Origin of the sequence: Mangrovibacterium sp. (genome assembly GCF_041596335.1) — a bacterium.
In the GTDB taxonomy this organism is placed as follows: Bacteria; Bacteroidota; Bacteroidia; order Bacteroidales; family Prolixibacteraceae; genus Mangrovibacterium.
The window spans coordinates 17986-34836 of the sequence record NZ_JBFHIT010000005.1; the positions used below are offsets into that span (position 1 = coordinate 17986).

At 44.6% G+C, this 16851-nt stretch carries 9 protein-coding genes; all 9 read left to right on the forward strand.

The window, feature by feature from the left end:
* Nucleotides 1-24 precede the first annotated feature (24 nt).
* The 9 genes from ABZD21_RS03210 to ABZD21_RS03250 all read left to right on the forward strand — a co-directional run bounded on the left by ABZD21_RS03210 (nt 25) and on the right by ABZD21_RS03250 (nt 16848).
* A complete protein-coding gene (locus tag ABZD21_RS03210) occupies nt 25-1965 on the forward strand; it encodes a RagB/SusD family nutrient uptake outer membrane protein (RefSeq protein WP_372772864.1) in 1941 nt (646 codons plus the stop codon).
* A 448-nt stretch (nt 1966-2413) separates the two neighbouring features.
* A complete protein-coding gene (locus tag ABZD21_RS03215; RefSeq protein ID WP_372772865.1) occupies nt 2414-3628 on the forward strand; it encodes a glycoside hydrolase family 88 protein in 1215 nt (404 codons plus the stop codon).
* Nucleotides 3629-3677: 49 nt separating this feature from the next.
* Nucleotides 3678-4850 carry a sugar MFS transporter gene (locus ABZD21_RS03220; protein ID WP_372772866.1) on the forward strand — a complete coding sequence of 391 codons (1173 nt, stop codon included), beginning with the start codon at nt 3678-3680 and terminating at the stop codon, nt 4848-4850.
* 41 nt (nt 4851-4891) lie between these two features.
* Complete coding sequence (locus tag ABZD21_RS03225; protein WP_372772867.1) at nt 4892-7246, forward strand: right-handed parallel beta-helix repeat-containing protein; 2355 nt, start codon at nt 4892-4894, stop codon at nt 7244-7246.
* Between the two features lie 106 nt (nt 7247-7352).
* Entirely contained in the window at nt 7353-9074 is a 1722-nt protein-coding gene (locus ABZD21_RS03230) for an FAD-dependent oxidoreductase (RefSeq protein WP_372772869.1), read from the forward strand.
* A 2-nt stretch (nt 9075-9076) separates the two neighbouring features.
* Complete coding sequence (locus ABZD21_RS03235) at nt 9077-10480, forward strand: alpha-L-fucosidase (RefSeq protein ID WP_372772871.1); 1404 nt, start codon at nt 9077-9079, stop codon at nt 10478-10480.
* 147 nt (nt 10481-10627) lie between these two features.
* The gene (locus tag ABZD21_RS03240; RefSeq protein WP_372772873.1) at nt 10628-12271 is read left to right on the forward strand and encodes a hypothetical protein; all 1644 of its coding nucleotides are present in this window, start codon (nt 10628-10630) and stop codon (nt 12269-12271) included.
* 49 nt (nt 12272-12320) lie between these two features.
* On the forward strand, nt 12321-15035 hold the full coding sequence (locus ABZD21_RS03245; RefSeq protein ID WP_372772874.1) for a glycoside hydrolase family 3 C-terminal domain-containing protein: 2715 nt from the start codon (nt 12321-12323) through the stop codon (nt 15033-15035).
* A gap of 79 nt (nt 15036-15114) precedes the next feature.
* Nucleotides 15115-16848, forward strand: coding sequence for an alpha-L-fucosidase (locus ABZD21_RS03250; protein ID WP_372772876.1), 1734 nt, complete (start codon nt 15115-15117; stop codon nt 16846-16848).
* The last annotated feature ends 3 nt before the right edge of the window (nt 16849-16851 follow it).

The following is a 16851-nucleotide window of genomic DNA, read 5'->3' on the forward strand; positions in this document are numbered from 1 at the left end:
CGTTAACTCTAAAAAGTATATAAAATGACTATAAATAAATATATTAAAGGATTTGGTTTTATGCTGTTCCTATCGGGATTTTTCCTGACGGGTTGCGAAGACTATTTGGATCAGGAACCACAGGATGAGGTGACAGAATCAGTTTATTTTCAAACTGCCGAACAATTTGAATATGCCTCAAACTATTTCTATAAACGTATTGCGTTTGAAGACGGAGATGAAACATCTGATTTGTCAAATAACCTCACCTACGATTGGGGCTACGGACAAGGAACCGTTTCTACGGCCGAAACCGATGACATTTGGGACAATAATTATACTTATTTGCGCTATGTTAACCAATTGATTGAAAAGGCAGATGAGTACCCAGGCGAATATTCGGAAATTGAAGAATATGTAGGAGCCGCTTACTTTTTCAGAGCGTGGCATCACTGGAAACTTTTACGCCGATTTGGAGGTGTTCCGATTGTGACCCGTTCGCTGGATGTTAGTTCTGAAGAAGTTTGGGGGCCACGTAACAGCCGTTACGAAGTAGTTTCCCAGATGCTCGAGGACTTAGATGTAGCAATCAGTTATTTGCCATCGCAGAGTGCAATTGCCGATGCCGATTACGGGAAAGTATCCATAGAAGCGGCCCGGGCATTTAAAGCACGTGTGTGTCTTTTCGAAGCTACTTACGAAAAATATGCCGACTTGAGCTATTTGGATGGTGATGGTACAAATACCGGTGCTGGCTCTGCCAAGCCAGATGACTATCCAAGTATAACAGAAATGTTGACTGAGGCTAAATCGCAGGCATCAGCGGTAATGAATGCAGGGATTTTTGAACTGTGGGATCACCAAGATGATATGGGAGCCGCTTATGGCGATGAGTTTAGCGAAGATTACAATAAGGACCACTTGTTTTATCTTTTCAATTTGGAAGATGCCCAGTCGAACCCGGCAGGACTAACCAAAGCCAGCAACAAGGAGTTTATTTTCCAAACCATTTACGATTACACTTACGCCAAAATTAACGAGAACCTGACTCACTCCAAGCCACATTGTCCTTCACGTAAGTTGATGGATATGTATTTGTGCAGCGATGGTCTTCCAGTGCAGCATTCTCCTTTGTTTCAGGGCTATAGCCTGATGGTTGATGAGTTTGAAAACCGCGACCTCCGTTTGGAAGGTTTGGTTACCGAGCCGTTGAAAGAATACTGGGGCTGGGGTGGCAGTACAAATGGTGGTGGTGCTCAATATGGCATTGCCTTCGACGATGCCGGTACCGGATATGATTACCGGTATGTGCCAAACCTGACTTCTCCGTCGAACAGTCGTAACCTGGGGTACCAAGGGCGAAAGTTCACAACCGAGCATATTTCCCGTGAAACAAAAGAAGAATCGTATAACTACCCACTAATTCGCTACGCAGAGGTCTTATTAATTTATGCTGAAGCGACCTGCGAATTGGGCAATGGTTCTATCTCTGATGCTGATTTAGCAAAATCGATCAACCTCATTCGGAAGCGTTCCGGTGTTGCTGATTTAACAAACAGCATCGTTACATCTTATAACGATCTAACGATGTTAGGTGAAATCCGTCGCGAACGTGCCATCGAATTATTCGGTGAAGACTTCCGATTCGATGACCTTAAACGTTGGGGGATTGCCGTAGAAGAATTGGGTTTCAATATTTGTGTAACTTATATTCAGTACAACGGTACAAGCTGCGAATTTGAAACAGCTGTCGATCCAAAATCGACCAGCGGTGCACTGATTTATGACGAAAGTGTTTGGACTTATGGTCTAACAACCGAAGAAGAAGTGCCTTCAACTTATGCAGGTATTGCGAGTACTAAGCCTGGTGCTTTAATCATTTGTCCTGCTTCCGATCGAATGTTTAAAACCAAGCATTATTTGGATGCAATTCCAACGGATGAAATTAACCTAAACCCGGAATTACTCCAAAACCCGGGTTGGTAAAACCATATACATAGCTATCGACAACATTCAGCCGACAGTCAACTCAATTGTTGCTGTCGGCTGTTTGCTTTAGCACATCTTTGTCGCTACCCGCTATGCCTGTTCACGAATTCACCGAATTCTGTTCAATTTCAACTGTATTTTAATGTTCCCGTTGGAATAGTCGTTTTGAAGTGCCAAATAATTATGGGACTAATGTTTTGGCAACATATTTCCGTTTAAAATGGATTAGGTAGTTGTTTGTCAGTTATCTAGCCATATCGCGGTAAGTAGTGCCAAATTGCAATATGGAACTTTTCGGTGCGTGTGTTGCTGTCGAATTCTGGCCGGATAGCCTTAAGTTTACAGTAATTTGAAAGACGACGGAAGTGCAGATTTGTCGTATGGCTAATGGTGGTGTTCTGCACCCAATAAACGAACGCAAAAAAATCAAAAAAAATTAACCAAGATGAAGATTTTAAACCCATTCGCAATCGTACTGTTATTTAGTGCTCTTGCTTTTTCTTGCACACAACGAATGGATGAACCGGAACAAGTTGAGACGGAGAAAATGTTGGGTTACTGTGTCGAAAAAGTGCAAAAAACGGTCGTCAATTTATCACCTAATGATAGTTTGCCTCGCAACATTTACCCGGGACAAACACAATGGAACAAAGTAGGAATTCATGACTGGACTAGCGGATTCTGGCCGGGCATATTGTGGTATGCATACGAAGCCTCCGGCGATTCTGCCATTCTTGAGGCAGCTCAAAATTTTACGGCCCCGCTAAAGGGAGTGCTTGATGTTGCTGTTTCCGATCACGATTTAGGTTTCCAGCTGTACAATAGCTTCGGTAATGGATTCCGGTTGGTCGATGACTCAACCTATCATTACGCTGTACTCACCGCTGCCGATTCGTTGGCTACGCTGTATAACCCCAAAGTTGGAACAACGCTTTCGTGGCCATCGCAGGTTAAGAAAATGAACTGGCCTCACAACACGATTATTGATAATATGATCAACCTGGAACTGTTGTTTTATGCAGCCAAAAACGGAGGTGATCAGCATTTGTACGATATCGCTGTAAAGCATGCCGAAACATCAATGCATACGTTGATTCGTCCGGACTACACCATTTACCATGTGGCGGTATTCGATACCGTTGACGGACAGTTTATAAAAGGAGTTACCCATCAGGGATATGCCGACGATTCAATGTGGGCACGCGGACAAGGTTGGGGAATTTATGGCTACACCATGTGCTACCGGGAAACCGGCAAACTTGAATTTTTGGAAACCGCTCAAAAACTGGCGGACGTTTTTCTTGAACGTCTTCCGGAAGACGGTATTCCGTATTGGGATTTCGATGATCCTTCCATTCCGGATGCCCCCAAGGACGCTTCTGCTGCTTGCGTGGCCGCATCGGCTATGTTGGAGCTTTCCGAATTTATGACCGATGAAACGGTTAAGTTGAAGTATAGAAACGCGGCCGTTTCGCTTCTGGCAAAACTTTCAAGCCCCGAATATTTAAGTGGAGATACCAATCAGGCGTTCCTGTTGCACTCAACCGGACATAAACCAAAAGGTTCAGAGATCGACGCTTCAATTATTTATGCCGATTACTATTATCTGGAAGCTTTGTTGCGATTGTCGAAAATTGAGAGAGGCATTAAGTTATACTAAACCAACCAACTAGACCAATTAAACTAACAACCCTAAACGAATGAGTGAGATGAAAAATAACAATACCATTTCAAAAATTCTCCCCGTCCTGTTCGGATTTTTTGTCATGGGATTTTGCGATGTTGTCGGAATTACCTCTGCACATGTGAAGGAGGATTTACTTGGCGCGTATAGCCCCGGATTCAGGGATACGCTCTCGAACATGATTCCGGTAGCGCTGTTTTCAATGTTTCTTATTTTTTCCATCCCAACCGGGATTTTAATGAACCGCATCGGGCGTAAAAAAACCGTGCTTTTAAGCAATGCCATTACAATTGTGGCGATGTTTATTCCGCTTATTGAGTATACTTTTTTTATGTCGCTCATGGCTTTCGCATTGCTCGGCGTGGCCAATACCATCCTCCAGGTTTCGCTTAACCCTTTGTTGCAGAATGTGGTGCGTGGCGACCGGTTAACCAGTAGTTTAACTGCCGGGCAATTTGTAAAGGCGATTTCGTCATTCTCGGCTCCGTTTATTGCTGCTTTTGCGGCAAGTCAGCTGGATAATTGGCAGTACATTTTCCCGATTTATGCGGTTATTACACTGCTGTCAACCGTTTGGTTGATGTTTACACCAATCGAGGAAGCTCCGGTTGAGGGCAAAGCCAGTTCGTTTGGAAGTGTGCTGGCAATTTTAAAGGACAAAACAATTTTCCTGATGTTTCTCGGTATTTTGTTTGTGGTCGGCGTTGACGTTGGCGTCAATACGGCTGCTTCAAAAATATTAATGGAGCGTTGCGGATTGTCCTCAATTGATGCCGGTTACGGGCCAAGTGTTTATTTCGCGTTCCGGACACTCGGAGCCTTTTTAGGTGCTTTCTTCCTGGCGAAATTTGCTTCTTCCAATTTTTTCAAACTAAATATTGTTGTAGCGGTTTTGGCTTTGGTAGCCCTAATTTTTGTTGGCGATAAAATAGCGGTATTCGCTATTTACGGCATTATTGGTTTTACCATTGCCAATGTGTTCCCGATTATTTTCGGAATGGCGATCCAATCGCGGCCGGATAAAGCCAACGAAATCTCCGGCTTAATGATTACCGGTGTATTCGGTGGTGCAGTCATTCCGTTCTTTATGGGAATTCTCTCCGATTTGATGGGCTCGCAGGTTGGCTCCGTTCTCGTCATATTGGCCGGAGCAATCTATCTCACATTTTTAGCCTTTTCACCTAAACCGACCAGCTAAATAATATGGCCTAACGAACCAATAAAACCAATTAAACCGAAATGAAAATCATTGCAAATCTACTAATCATAGTCGCCTTTGTTGCCTGTCAAAGCTGCCACAAACCAGTTGAAATTACGGTGAATGAATCCGGAGAAAGCGGAGAAGAGTTGACGTTCAAATCCATAAACGAGGCCATTGAAAAGGCCTATGAAATACGAGCTGAAAACGGCGAGGCCGAAATTCGAGTCAACATTCTTCCCGGAACGTATTATTTGTCGTCTCCGCTGATTATTACACCACAACTGAATGGATTGGAGATTGTTGGAGCCGGTAGATCAACCGTAAACTTAAAAGGTTCGGTTCCTTTAGACTTGAGTTGGGAAAAACAGGGTGAAAATATTTTTGTAGCCGAAGTGACTGAAGGGCTTCGGTTCGACCAACTGATTGTTGACGGGCAAGCCCAACTATTGGCCCGTTACCCTAATTATAACGAAGATGGTGGATTTTGGCAGGGATACGCTGCCGATGCCATCTCAAAAGAACGAATAGCCGGCTGGGCAAAACCCGAAGGGGCTATCTTTCATGCCATGCATAGCGGCAAATGGGGTGGCTTTCATTTTAAGATAACCGGCATCGACGAAGCAGGAGACGCCATTCTTGAAGGTGGAACACAAAACAACCGAGGTTCGCGTCCTCATCCCGAATACCGAATGGTTGAAAACGTATTTGAGGAGCTGGATAGTCCGGGCGAGTGGTATTTCGATGCCGCGGAAAGCAAACTTTATTTTTGGCCTGCTGCCGTTACTGATATTGCCAACGCGAAGTGCGAACTCGTAGTTTTGAAAAGTTTGATTGAACTGAAAGGAACTGAACAGTCGCCGGTGCAAGATATCACCATCGAAGGAATAAAATTTGAGCACACCCGGCGTACATTGTTCGAAACCTACGAGCCTTTGCTGCGAAGCGACTGGACAATTTACCGCGGGGCCGCGCTTTATATTGAAGGTGCCGAAAACTGTGCGGTAACCAATTGCGAGTTTACCAACCTTGGCGGGAATGTAATTTTCCTCAGTCGTTACAATCGTACTATTCAAATTGCCGGAAACCACATTCACGATTGTGGAGCCAGTGCCATTTCTTTTGTGGGCGACGCTTCGGCTGTCCGTTCTCCATCGTTTAATTATGGACAGTTCGTTCCGTTGAACGAGATGGACACGGTTGCCGGCCCTCAAAATAATCTTTACCCAAAAAATTGTATTGCCGACGATAATCTGATTTACCGAATTGGAAGAATAGAAAAACAATCGGCCGGAGTGCAAATCTCGATGGCAATGGATATTACCGTTAGCCATAACAGTATTTACGATGTCCCTCGTGCCGGAATTAACATCGGCGACGGAACCTGGGGCGGGCACACCCTGGAATTCAACGATGTGTTCAACACCGTCTTGGAAACCGGCGATCACGGCTCGTTCAACTCATGGGGACGCGATCGTTTCTGGCATCCAAAGCGTAACCAAATGGATGAAATGACCATGGCCAATCCGCAAATGCCACTTTGGGATGCCATTCATACCACAACAATTAGAAACAATCGCTTTCGTTGCGACCATGGGTGGGACATCGACCTCGACGACGGTTCGACGAACTATCACATCTATAATAATTTGTGTCTGAATGGCGGGATTAAGCTGCGCGAAGGTTTTTACCGGCTTGTTGAGAACAACATCACGGTGAATAACACCCTGCATCCGCACGTTTGGTTCGCCAACTGCGACGATATTTTCCGTTACAACATAGTGAGCGATTCCTACAAAGATGTAAATGTGTTGAGTTGGGGAAAAGAAATGGATTACAATCTGTTTCCCGATGAAGAGTCGTTGATGAAAGCGCAGATTTATAATATTGATGCCAACAGTTCGTTTGGCGATCCTATGTTTAATAAGCCTGAAACACTTGATTTCAGTGTAAAAGAAAACTCACCTGCCTTGAAAGTCGGATTTAAAAATTTCCCGATGGACGAGTTTGGGGTTGTTAGTCACGAACTAAAGCAAATGGCGAAAACACCGGACGTTCCTATCCTGAAAAGTGCAGAAGAACGAAAGGGAAATCAGAGCCCTGTTGTATCGTGGTTGCGCAACGAAATTAAAAGCGTCGACTCGCAGGAAGAGCAATCGGCTTATGGGCTAAATACGGCTGAAGGGGTGATCATACTGAAGATGTGGAGTGGCAGCCTGGCTTTTGAAGGCGATGGACTTAAAAGTAAGGATGTCGTTCTTTCCGTTCAAGGCGAAAAAGTTAAAAATGTGAAGGAGTTCTTCGGAGCATTAAAGAAATACAATTTCACCGAAACTGTAAAAATGGTGGTCATGAGAGATCAAACAGAAAAGGAATTAACGATAAAGGTAAATTGATGATATTTTGAAGCGTTTCCTCCTTCATCGCATTTCGCTCAGAATGACACGAGGTGTGTTGTAAAGACTGATGGGAGGGATAAGCATCAATAAACCACATAAATAAATGACCCAAACGAATATGACCCAACAACTAAAGATAATCGCATTTGTAATCTGCGGAATTTTTATGCACCACGGATTACACGCGCGGGTAACTACCGGTAGTACAAACTCCGGAAACATGAATGTTGCCGATACACAGGAGCCTGCAAAACCAAGTGTGACTGAAACTGATATTTGTGTTTATGGCGGAACCGCTTCGGGAGTTGTGGCTGCAGTACAAGCCAGTCGCATGGGGAAAAGTGTTGTGATAATAGAACCTGGGAAGCACATTGGTGGAATGACATCCAGCGGACTTGGAAATACTGATGTTGGTAGACCTGAAACGATCGGAGGAATCGCCCGGGAATTTTATCAACTAGTACATCAATGGTATCAAGATCCTGCGCATTGGAAATATCAAACAAAAGAAGAGTTTATTGCCAGTACTCAGCCTAAGCGGATTGCTCCGGATGCTTTATTTGTATTCGAACCGCATGTAGCCGAACTAAAGTTGAACGAAATGATTGCCAATGAATCGGTTTCCGTGGTTTTTGGCGAAAGGCTCGATCTGAAGAACGGCGTGAAGAAGGAGAACAATCAGATCGTTTCAATACGAATGGAGTCGGGGCGTACTTTTGTCGCTAAAGTGTTTATCGATTGTAGTTATGAGGGCGACCTCTTGGCAAAGGCAGGAGTTTCGTACACTGTTGGCCGGGAAGGCAACGCCAGGTATGACGAAAAGATTAATGGCGTACAAACCAAAGAACCGGCAAGAATAGGAGATCGGCCACTTGATCCTTTTATTATTCCCGGAGATTCGACCAGTGGAGTAATAGAAGGGCTTGTTCCGGATGTGGTTGGGGCAGAAGGCGATGGCGATAAAATGGTACAAGCTTACAACTACCGTCTTTGTCTCACCGGCGAGCCTGAGAACCGTTTCCCTTTCAACAAACCCGAAGGATATGACGAATCAGAATTTGAGCTGTTGTTCCGTTGGTTAGAGGCCGGCAATACCCGAGGGCTTCCCCTTGGCTCTAATCCTGTTCCAAATAAGAAGACCGACACCAACAAAGGCGGATGGGTTTCGACCGATTATATGGGCCATGCCGATGATTATCCGGATGCCGATTACGAAGCTCGCGAGAAAATTCTAAACGATCATCTTCGATACACCAAAGGGTTCCTGTGGACTCTGGCCAATCATCCAAGAGTCCCGGAGGTTGTTCGGGCAAGAGCCTCGAAACTTGGTTTGGCAAAAGATGAGTTTGTAGACAACGGACATTTCCCGTTTCAACTTTACGTTCGTGAAGGGCGCAGAATGATTGGTAACTTGGTCATGACTGAACATCATCTTAGGAGCAACCCGAAAGTGACCGACCCGGTTGCCCTCGGTTCGTACGGAATGGACTCGCATCCAACTCAGATTTGGGTCGATAAGGATGGAGCACTTCATGCCGACACACCAAAATGGACTGGAGTTCCTCCATACGGTATCAGTTATCAGTCAATCACACCAAAAGAAGAAGAGTGTTCTAATTTGCTGGTTACCTGCTGTGTTTCTGCTTCGCACAGTGCTTATGGGTCAATACGAATGGAGCCGGTTTATATGATGCTTGGACAAAGTGCGGCAACCGCTGCTGCTTTGGCGATTGATAAAGAAGTTAGTATTCACCAGTTAAACTACGATGAGCTAAAGGTCAGATTGTTGGCCGACAAGCAGATTCTTGAGTATTCAAAAGATTAAGAATGACTATTGAAATGAAACAAAGCAGCGCATATTTAATCGCAATACTCACTGTAGTCACTATTTTGACTCGTATTTCAGGTGTTTCAGCCCAGGTAAATGCGGACGGTTCCATCGATACAGGCGACAAATTTGAAAATGCCAAACTGGAATACCTCGAGTCGCCCGAACTGGTCGCTGAACGACTTGCCTGGTGGAACGATGCCCGCTTTGGTATGTTTATTCATTGGGGGCTTTATGCGCACGATGGCTGTTTTTGGAATGGGCAAGACGGGCGTTCCGAGCACATGATGCGCAACCTGCAAATTCCAATCTCCGAATATGAGAAAATAGCCGATGAATTTAATCCCCAAAAATTTAATGCCGACGAATGGGCAAAAATTGCCAAAGATGCCGGTATGAAATACATGGTGATTACCTCGAAACACCACGATGGCTTTGCCATGTTCAATAGCCCTTCGGACGATTACAACATCGTAAAACAAACACCTTGGAAACGCGATGCAGTGCTGGAGTTGAAGCAGGCTTGCGAAAAGCAGGGAATTAAATTTGGCGTTTATTATTCGCTCGGAAGAGACTGGCACCACCCACAATGTAACTCAAAAGGCGGATCGCGAAGCAATGTGTGGGATTTCCCTGAGGAAGAGAAAAAGGATTATTCCATCTACTTCAACGAAAAGGTGAAACCTCAGATTAGCGAGCTGATAACGCAGTACAAACCGGCCATTATTTGGTTCGATACGCCCGAGTTAATTACAAAAGAGCAAAGTATTGAGTTGTTGGCTTTAATTCATAAACTCGACCCGGATTGCATCGTAAATCAGCGCGTTGGAAACAAATTGGGCGACTACGCCGTTCGCGAGCAGAAAATTCCCGAAGGAGGCGAACCGCAACCTTGGGAAACCTGCATGACCCTGAATGGCGCCTGGGGATACCACAAAACCGATGATAATTGGAAGACTGCAGATTCGTTAGTTCATAGCTTGGTTGACATTGCCAGCAAAGGTGGAAACTTTTTGCTGAATGTAGGTCCAACCGGCGAAGGTGTAATTCCTGCAAAATCGGTTAGCCGTTTAAACGAAGTGGGAGAGTGGTTAATCGTAAATGGTGAAGCGGTTTACGGAACCACCTCAAGCCCGATGGGAGAATTTGATTGGGGACGCTGCACAAAGAAAGTCGGGAAAAGGAATACAACACTCTATTTCGCAGTTTTCAACTGGCCCGAAAGTGGCGAATTAGTCATTCCGCAGATAAAATATAAAGTTCAAAAAGCTTCGATTTTGAAAACCGGAGAACCGGTAAAAACAGAAACAACCAATCAGGGATTGAAAATTAGCTTACCTGAAATTGCACCGGATGAGATGGCAAGTGTCATAAAGGTTGAGGTGAAAGGATTAGTTAAATGAAACGACTGCTAGCTTAATGGCAGACTGAGAAAATGTCAACAGTAAACAGGCTGAAGACCTGAAATAACAAACCCGGCACATCGCCACATACAAAAAATAAGTGAAGTGAATTAACAGACTGAAAGTCTGAAATAATAATTAATAGATATGAACCAACTACTAAGAACAACAACTATTCTAATTTGTGCCCTGTTCCTGTTTTCAGGAACCATTTCAGCACAAGAAAAAATAGCCATTGATGGAAATGCCAAGGGCGAACAATTCGAGCATTTCTGGAGCAAATGTGTTGGCGCCGGCCGTGCCAACGAAGGGCTGCGTGCCGGCTGGCTCGAGCAACTGGAAAAAGTACAGGAAAACTGTGGTTTTCAGTATTGTCGGTTTCACGGACTGTTTCACGAAGACATGTTTGTTGTTCTGGAAGAAAAAGGAAAAATTGTGTACAACTGGCAGTATGTCGACGATTTGTTCGACCGGATGCTCGACCTCAATGTTAAACCTTTTGTAGAGTTGGCCTTCTTCCCAAATCAGTTTGCCGCCGAAGATTCCAAAACAGTATTCTGGTGGAAAGCTAAAGTTACGCCAGGCGAAAATTATGCCGCTCAGTGGCACGACTTGGTGAAAGCGCTAACCCAGCACTTGGTCGATCGTTACGGAATTGATGAGCTGCTGACCTGGTATTTCGAGGTTTGGAACGAACCAAACCTGTATCCGGCTTTCCTTGACGGTACCAAATCGCAGTATTTCGAACTTTATAAGCAGTCGGCGCTGGCTTTGAAGTCGGTCGATGAACGACTCAAAATCGGAGGGCCGGCAACCAGTAACTTTGTTCCCGACACCCGTTTCGATGGCGAAATTGAAGACCGCGAAGCTTCGAACGAAGTGTTTACCATCGACGATATTAATAAGTTGAAATGGCATGGCGTATGGATTGAAGACTTCCTGAAATACTGTGAAAAGGAAAACTTGCCGGTTGATTTTGTAAGCTGCCACCCGTATCCTACTGATTATGCGTTTAATCCTGAAACCGGAAAGGGCAGGGGCTTGACCCGTTTTGTGGGCTCTACTAAACTCGACATCGAGTGGCTTAATAAAACGGTAAAGAACAGTGCCTTCCCAAATGCCGAATTACATTTAACCGAGTGGAACACCAGCCCGAGCAGTCGCGATGCCATGCACGATTTACTTCCGGCAGCGGCCTATATCGTAAAAACGAACCTCGATTGTATTGGATTGACCAACTCGCTGGCATTTTGGACGTTTACCGATATTTTTGAAGAAAAAGGCGGCGCCTCAAGTATTTTTCACGGGGGCTTCGGAATGATCAACTTTCAGGGCATTGTAAAACCGTCGTACCACGCTTACCGCATGTTAAACCAACTGGGCGACGAAAAATTATACAAAGACGATTATCTGTTTGTAAGCCGTCATTCGGGCAACGGGAAAATCACTGCTCTGGCTTACAATTATCCGGACGAGTATGTCGATGCTGTTCCTTCGGGAAGTAACAAAAGGGAACAAGGAACATCTAAAACACTCCGCTTTTCGCTTGACGGTTTAAACGCCGGAACTCAATTCAAAATTGAAACCTTAGATAAAGATCACGGGAACATTCATAATTACTGGGAGGCGATGGGAAAACCCGAGCCGCCAACACGCGAGCAAGTGAACGTGATGAAAGACTTTGCCGAAAATCTGAAAACTGATATTGTAACGGTTGGAGAAGATGGCACACTCGAAATTGACCATACGCTAACGCCATGGAGTGTCGTGTTAATCACCCAAATTAATTAAAATGAGTTCCTTGTAAGCTCACAATATTATAATCTATACCTATATTACCATGAAAACTAGCCTACTACTTCTTATTTCTGTTTTGTCAATTGGCTCTCTTTTTGGTCAGCCAAAACAAGACGAAACACGCAAGTATTTCGATTTGTCGCTTGATTTTGAGACACGTGCCGCTGATTTAGTTCAGCACATGACCTTAGATGAAAAAATAGCACAGCTAGGAAATAAAGCGCCTGCAATTCCTCGGCTGGGAATTTTAGAATACGACTGGTGGAACGAAGCCTTGCATGGTGTTGCCCGTGCAGGAAATGCAACGGTATTTCCTCAGGCTATTGGTCTGGCAGCAACATTCGATACTGATATGATGAAGCAGGTCGCCGATATTATCAGCGATGAAGCCAGGGCAAAGCACCATGAGGCGCTTAGAAATAATGACTACCGCAGATACAGAGGTCTGACATTCTGGTCGCCTAATATCAATATTTTCAGGGATCCGCGGTGGGGCCGGGGGCACGAAACCTATGGTGAAGATCCATACCTGACCGGACAAATGGGGATGCAATTTGTGAAAGGGCTGCAAGGCGACGACCCTAAATATTTAAAACTAGTTGCTACCGCAAAGCATTATGCTGTACACAATGGCCCCGAGCCTGACAGACATGTGTTTAATGTAGTGCCCAATACACGCGATTTATGGGAGACTTATCTGCCGGCATTTAAAGATCTGATGGTTGATGCGAAAGCCTATTCGATCATGGGGGCTTATAATCGTGTTGATGGCGAATCGTCATGCGCCAGTTGGTTGCTACTGGAAGATATTCTCCGAAATAAGTGGGGCTTTGAAGGCTATGTGGTTTCCGATTGTGGCGCGATCAGGGATATTTACGCGTTTCATAAAATTGTTGACAGCCCCGAAGAAGCTGCAGCCATTGGTGTTCGTAAAGGCTGCGATTTAAATTGTGGCAATGTTTATCAAACTGCGTTGAAAAAAGCCGTTGAATTGGGATACATTGATGAAGGCGAAATTGACCTGGCTGTTTACAGGTTGATGTTAGCCAGAATGAAACTTGGAATGTTTGATCCGGAAGAGCTGGTTCCTTATGCTCAGATTCCAATTGAAATGAATGATAGCGAAGCGCATGATGAAATGGCTTTGAAAGTGGCTCAAAAATCAATGACGCTGTTGAAAAACGATGGGATACTCCCATTGAACAAAAGTAAAATAAAACGAATCGCTGTTGTTGGCCCCAATGCCGATAATCTGGCATCCTTACTCGGGAATTATGCCGGAACACCTTCTCGCCCTGTTACGGTAATTAATGGAATAAGAAATGCGGTTGGTAAAGATGTTCAAGTCACCTATTCCACAGGAGTACCAATGGTGATTTATGATGTGAACGCGAAAGATTATCCGGTTATTGATAGCAAGTACCTTTTTACCGTTGATGAGAATGGTGAAAAAACTCAAGGCTTAACCGGACACTATTACAACAACACCAATTTAGAAGGAGAAGCAACGTTAGTTAAAGTAAATCCCGAAATAAAATTCAAATGGAACAGGGGCGAATCACCAACATCGACCGATGTGGCACAGGGGATTCTAACTGCGGATAAAGCCATAGCTGATGAGAATTTTTCGATCCGGTGGACGGGGAAATTGCTCGCCCCGATGACTGGTACCTATAAACTTGGAGTATCCGCAGACGACGGATGTCGCCTCTGGATTGACGGTGAAATAATTGTCGACGGTTGGTCGAATCACAATCGGAAGGAAGTCTTTTTAAGTGATGTTACTTTAGAGGGAGGGAAAACCTATGATATCAAGTTAGAATACTTCGAAAATTTTGCTGTAGCCGAGGTCAACCTGATTTGGGAAACGCCCGAGTATAGGGCGAATAAACAAAACATCGATCCAACAATCCTTTCAGAAGCCACTTTAGCCGACGTAAAAAAAGCCGATGTAGCCATATTTGTAGGCGGTTTAGACGCCTCGTGGGAAGGTGAAGAAATGAAGGGGCGTTCCAATATTGATGGCTTTAATAGCGGCGATCGCACTAAAATTGAAATGCCCAAACTCCAAATGAATGCCCTAAAAGCCATGAGTGAAACCGGAACCCCGGTAATCTTTGTTCAAATGTCGGGAAGTGCGATGGCTTATGGTGGTTTGGAAGATGAATTAAATGCCATTTTAATGGCCTGGTATCCTGGGCAACGTGGTGGCGATGCCGTTGCCGATGTGCTGTTTGGAGAGTATAACCCTGCCGGCAGACTACCCGTTACCTTCTATTCGTCGACCAGTGAATTGGCAGATTTTACGGACTACAACATGCATGCCGGCAAAGGTTTTACTTACCGGTATTATCAGGGCGATGCACTGTACTCATTTGGGCATGGCCTGAGCTATACCAACTTCGAGTATTCAAATCTGAAAATCGATAAGAATTCAATTGGCCGCGACGGTGAATTTTCAGTTTCGCTGCAAGTCAAAAACACCGGTAAAGTGGATGGTGAAGAAGTTGTGCAACTATACATTAAGGATGTGGAGTCGGACAAATGGATGGCTCTAAAACAACTTCGCAAATTCGAGCGAATTGCACTGAAAAAAGGGGAATCCAAAACAGTTTCGTTTAAGCTAAAAGCAATGGACGATTTGCGTTATTACGATTCCATGAAGCGAGACTATATGGTCGAACCGGGTAGTTTCGAAATTCAAATCGGCGCTTCAAGTAGTGATATCAGACTGAAAGGGATGATTGTCGTTGAATAATTGGTTGCGCAAATCATAATTGTAGCGACAATCAACTTTTGACAACAATCCTAAGAAGATAAAATATAAAAAACAGATAATGAAAAAAATACGAACTACACTATTGTTATTTACGCTATTCATCAATTTGGGAGTTGCGCAAAATCCATCAAAATCGAAACAGATTTCTGACGAAGAACGCATGGAGTGGTGGACCGAGTCTCGTTTCGGAATGTTTATTCACTGGGGAATTTATTCCATTCCGGCCGGATTCTATAAAGGTGAACCGCAGAAAAACTCTGCCGAATGGATTATGAATCGTGGAAATATTCCCGTGGCGGAATATGCAAAATTTGCCGAGCTTTTTAATCCGACTTTGTTCGATGCCAAAACCTTTGTTGGCTTGGCTAAAGAAGCCGGAATGAAATACATTGTAATCACATCGAAGCATCACGACGGCTTTTCAATGTTTCATTCAAAATGTAACCCGTTTAATGTGGTTGATGCAACGCCATTCAAACGCGATGTAATGAAAGAACTTGCTGATGAGTGTGCCATTCAGGGCATTAAGTTCGGTTTTTATTACTCGCAGGCGCAAGACTGGAGCCATCCCGGTGGCATGGGAAACAATTGGGACAAAACCATGCAGCGTGTTAGCAGCGACTCGTATGTGAAAGAAAAAGCGCTTCCCGAAGTCAATCAACTGTTGACTGATTATGGCGATATTGCCATCTTCTGGTGGGATACTCCGCGCGAAATGAGCAAAGAAGTGATCGACAGTCTATACCATGTTACCACTGCCTTGCAACCGGCTATCATTACCAACGACCGGTTGGGCGACGATTATCCGGGCGATCACAAAACCTACGAAAGGCACATGCCAAAGCAGAAGCCCGAAGAGAAATACTGGGAACTTTGCCAGCCTATCAGCGGAAGTTGGGGCTACCGCAGCGACGACCAGAGCTTTAAATCGATGAAAACTTTACTGGGCGAATTGGCAAACGCCAGCAGTATGGGCGGAAACTACTTGTTAAATGTTAGCCCTACTTGTTTGGGAACCTTGTCTCCAAAAGCCGTTGAACGACTGAAAACCATTGGCGACTGGATGGACAAAAACAGCGAAGCCATTTACGGAACCGAAGCAAGTCCTTGCAGTAAAGTCGATTGGGGCTACATTACCATGAAGAAAGCTGGCAACAAAACCAAGCTTTATTTACATGTTTTCGATTGGGAGGCCGGAACGATTCAGCTGCCGATCCGAAATAATGCGGCCAATGCCTATTTGCTGACCAACAACAGAAAGTCATTTAAAACCAAAACCGGAGATAACGGACTGACCGTGCAGCTATCAGGTTCAGCACCCGATTCCATTAACTCGGTTGTGGTTGTTGAACTGAATGATACTCCCGATGCGATTGCACCAAAGGCATTCGGACAAGATAAAAATGGCGTGGTCGCATTCATGACCGAAAGCGCTGAGTTTGAAAACTTACAGGGAATTGGCGTTAGATACAACAGCTCGAAAGACTGTGTGGGCAGTTGGACCAACGAACAGGAACGGGTGTATTGGACATTTGCCATTGAAAAGCCAGGTAAGTTTCATATTACCGCGTCAACTGCAGGTTCCGAAGCTTCTGAATTTATGGTTGAGCTTAACGGACAACGCCAAACGGTGAAAATTCCGGCAACTGCAAGTTACGATGATTTCAAACCTTTGGAGATCGGAACATTTGAGATTAAAGAAGCGGGCAATTATAAAATCACTTTTAAACCGGTGTTGGGCGCATGGCAGCCAATTAATTTAAAAGAGGTGGTGATGACACCAATAAAGTAATTC

Excerpts from the sequence above, each read along its gene's own strand:
- ABZD21_RS03210 (WP_372772864.1), top strand. The coding sequence starts at position 25 with ATGACTATAAATAAATATATTAAAGGATTTGGTTTTATGCTGTTCCTA.
- ABZD21_RS03215 (WP_372772865.1), top strand. The coding sequence starts at position 2,414 with ATGAAGATTTTAAACCCATTCGCAATCGTACTGTTATTTAGTGCTCTT.
- ABZD21_RS03220 (WP_372772866.1), top strand. The coding sequence starts at position 3,678 with ATGAAAAATAACAATACCATTTCAAAAATTCTCCCCGTCCTGTTCGGA.
- ABZD21_RS03225 (WP_372772867.1), top strand. The coding sequence starts at position 4,892 with ATGAAAATCATTGCAAATCTACTAATCATAGTCGCCTTTGTTGCCTGT.
- ABZD21_RS03230 (WP_372772869.1), top strand. The coding sequence starts at position 7,353 with ATGACCCAAACGAATATGACCCAACAACTAAAGATAATCGCATTTGTA.
- ABZD21_RS03235 (WP_372772871.1), top strand. The coding sequence starts at position 9,077 with ATGACTATTGAAATGAAACAAAGCAGCGCATATTTAATCGCAATACTC.
- ABZD21_RS03240 (WP_372772873.1), top strand. The coding sequence starts at position 10,628 with ATGAACCAACTACTAAGAACAACAACTATTCTAATTTGTGCCCTGTTC.
- ABZD21_RS03245 (WP_372772874.1), top strand. The coding sequence starts at position 12,321 with ATGAAAACTAGCCTACTACTTCTTATTTCTGTTTTGTCAATTGGCTCT.
- ABZD21_RS03250 (WP_372772876.1), top strand. The coding sequence starts at position 15,115 with ATGAAAAAAATACGAACTACACTATTGTTATTTACGCTATTCATCAAT.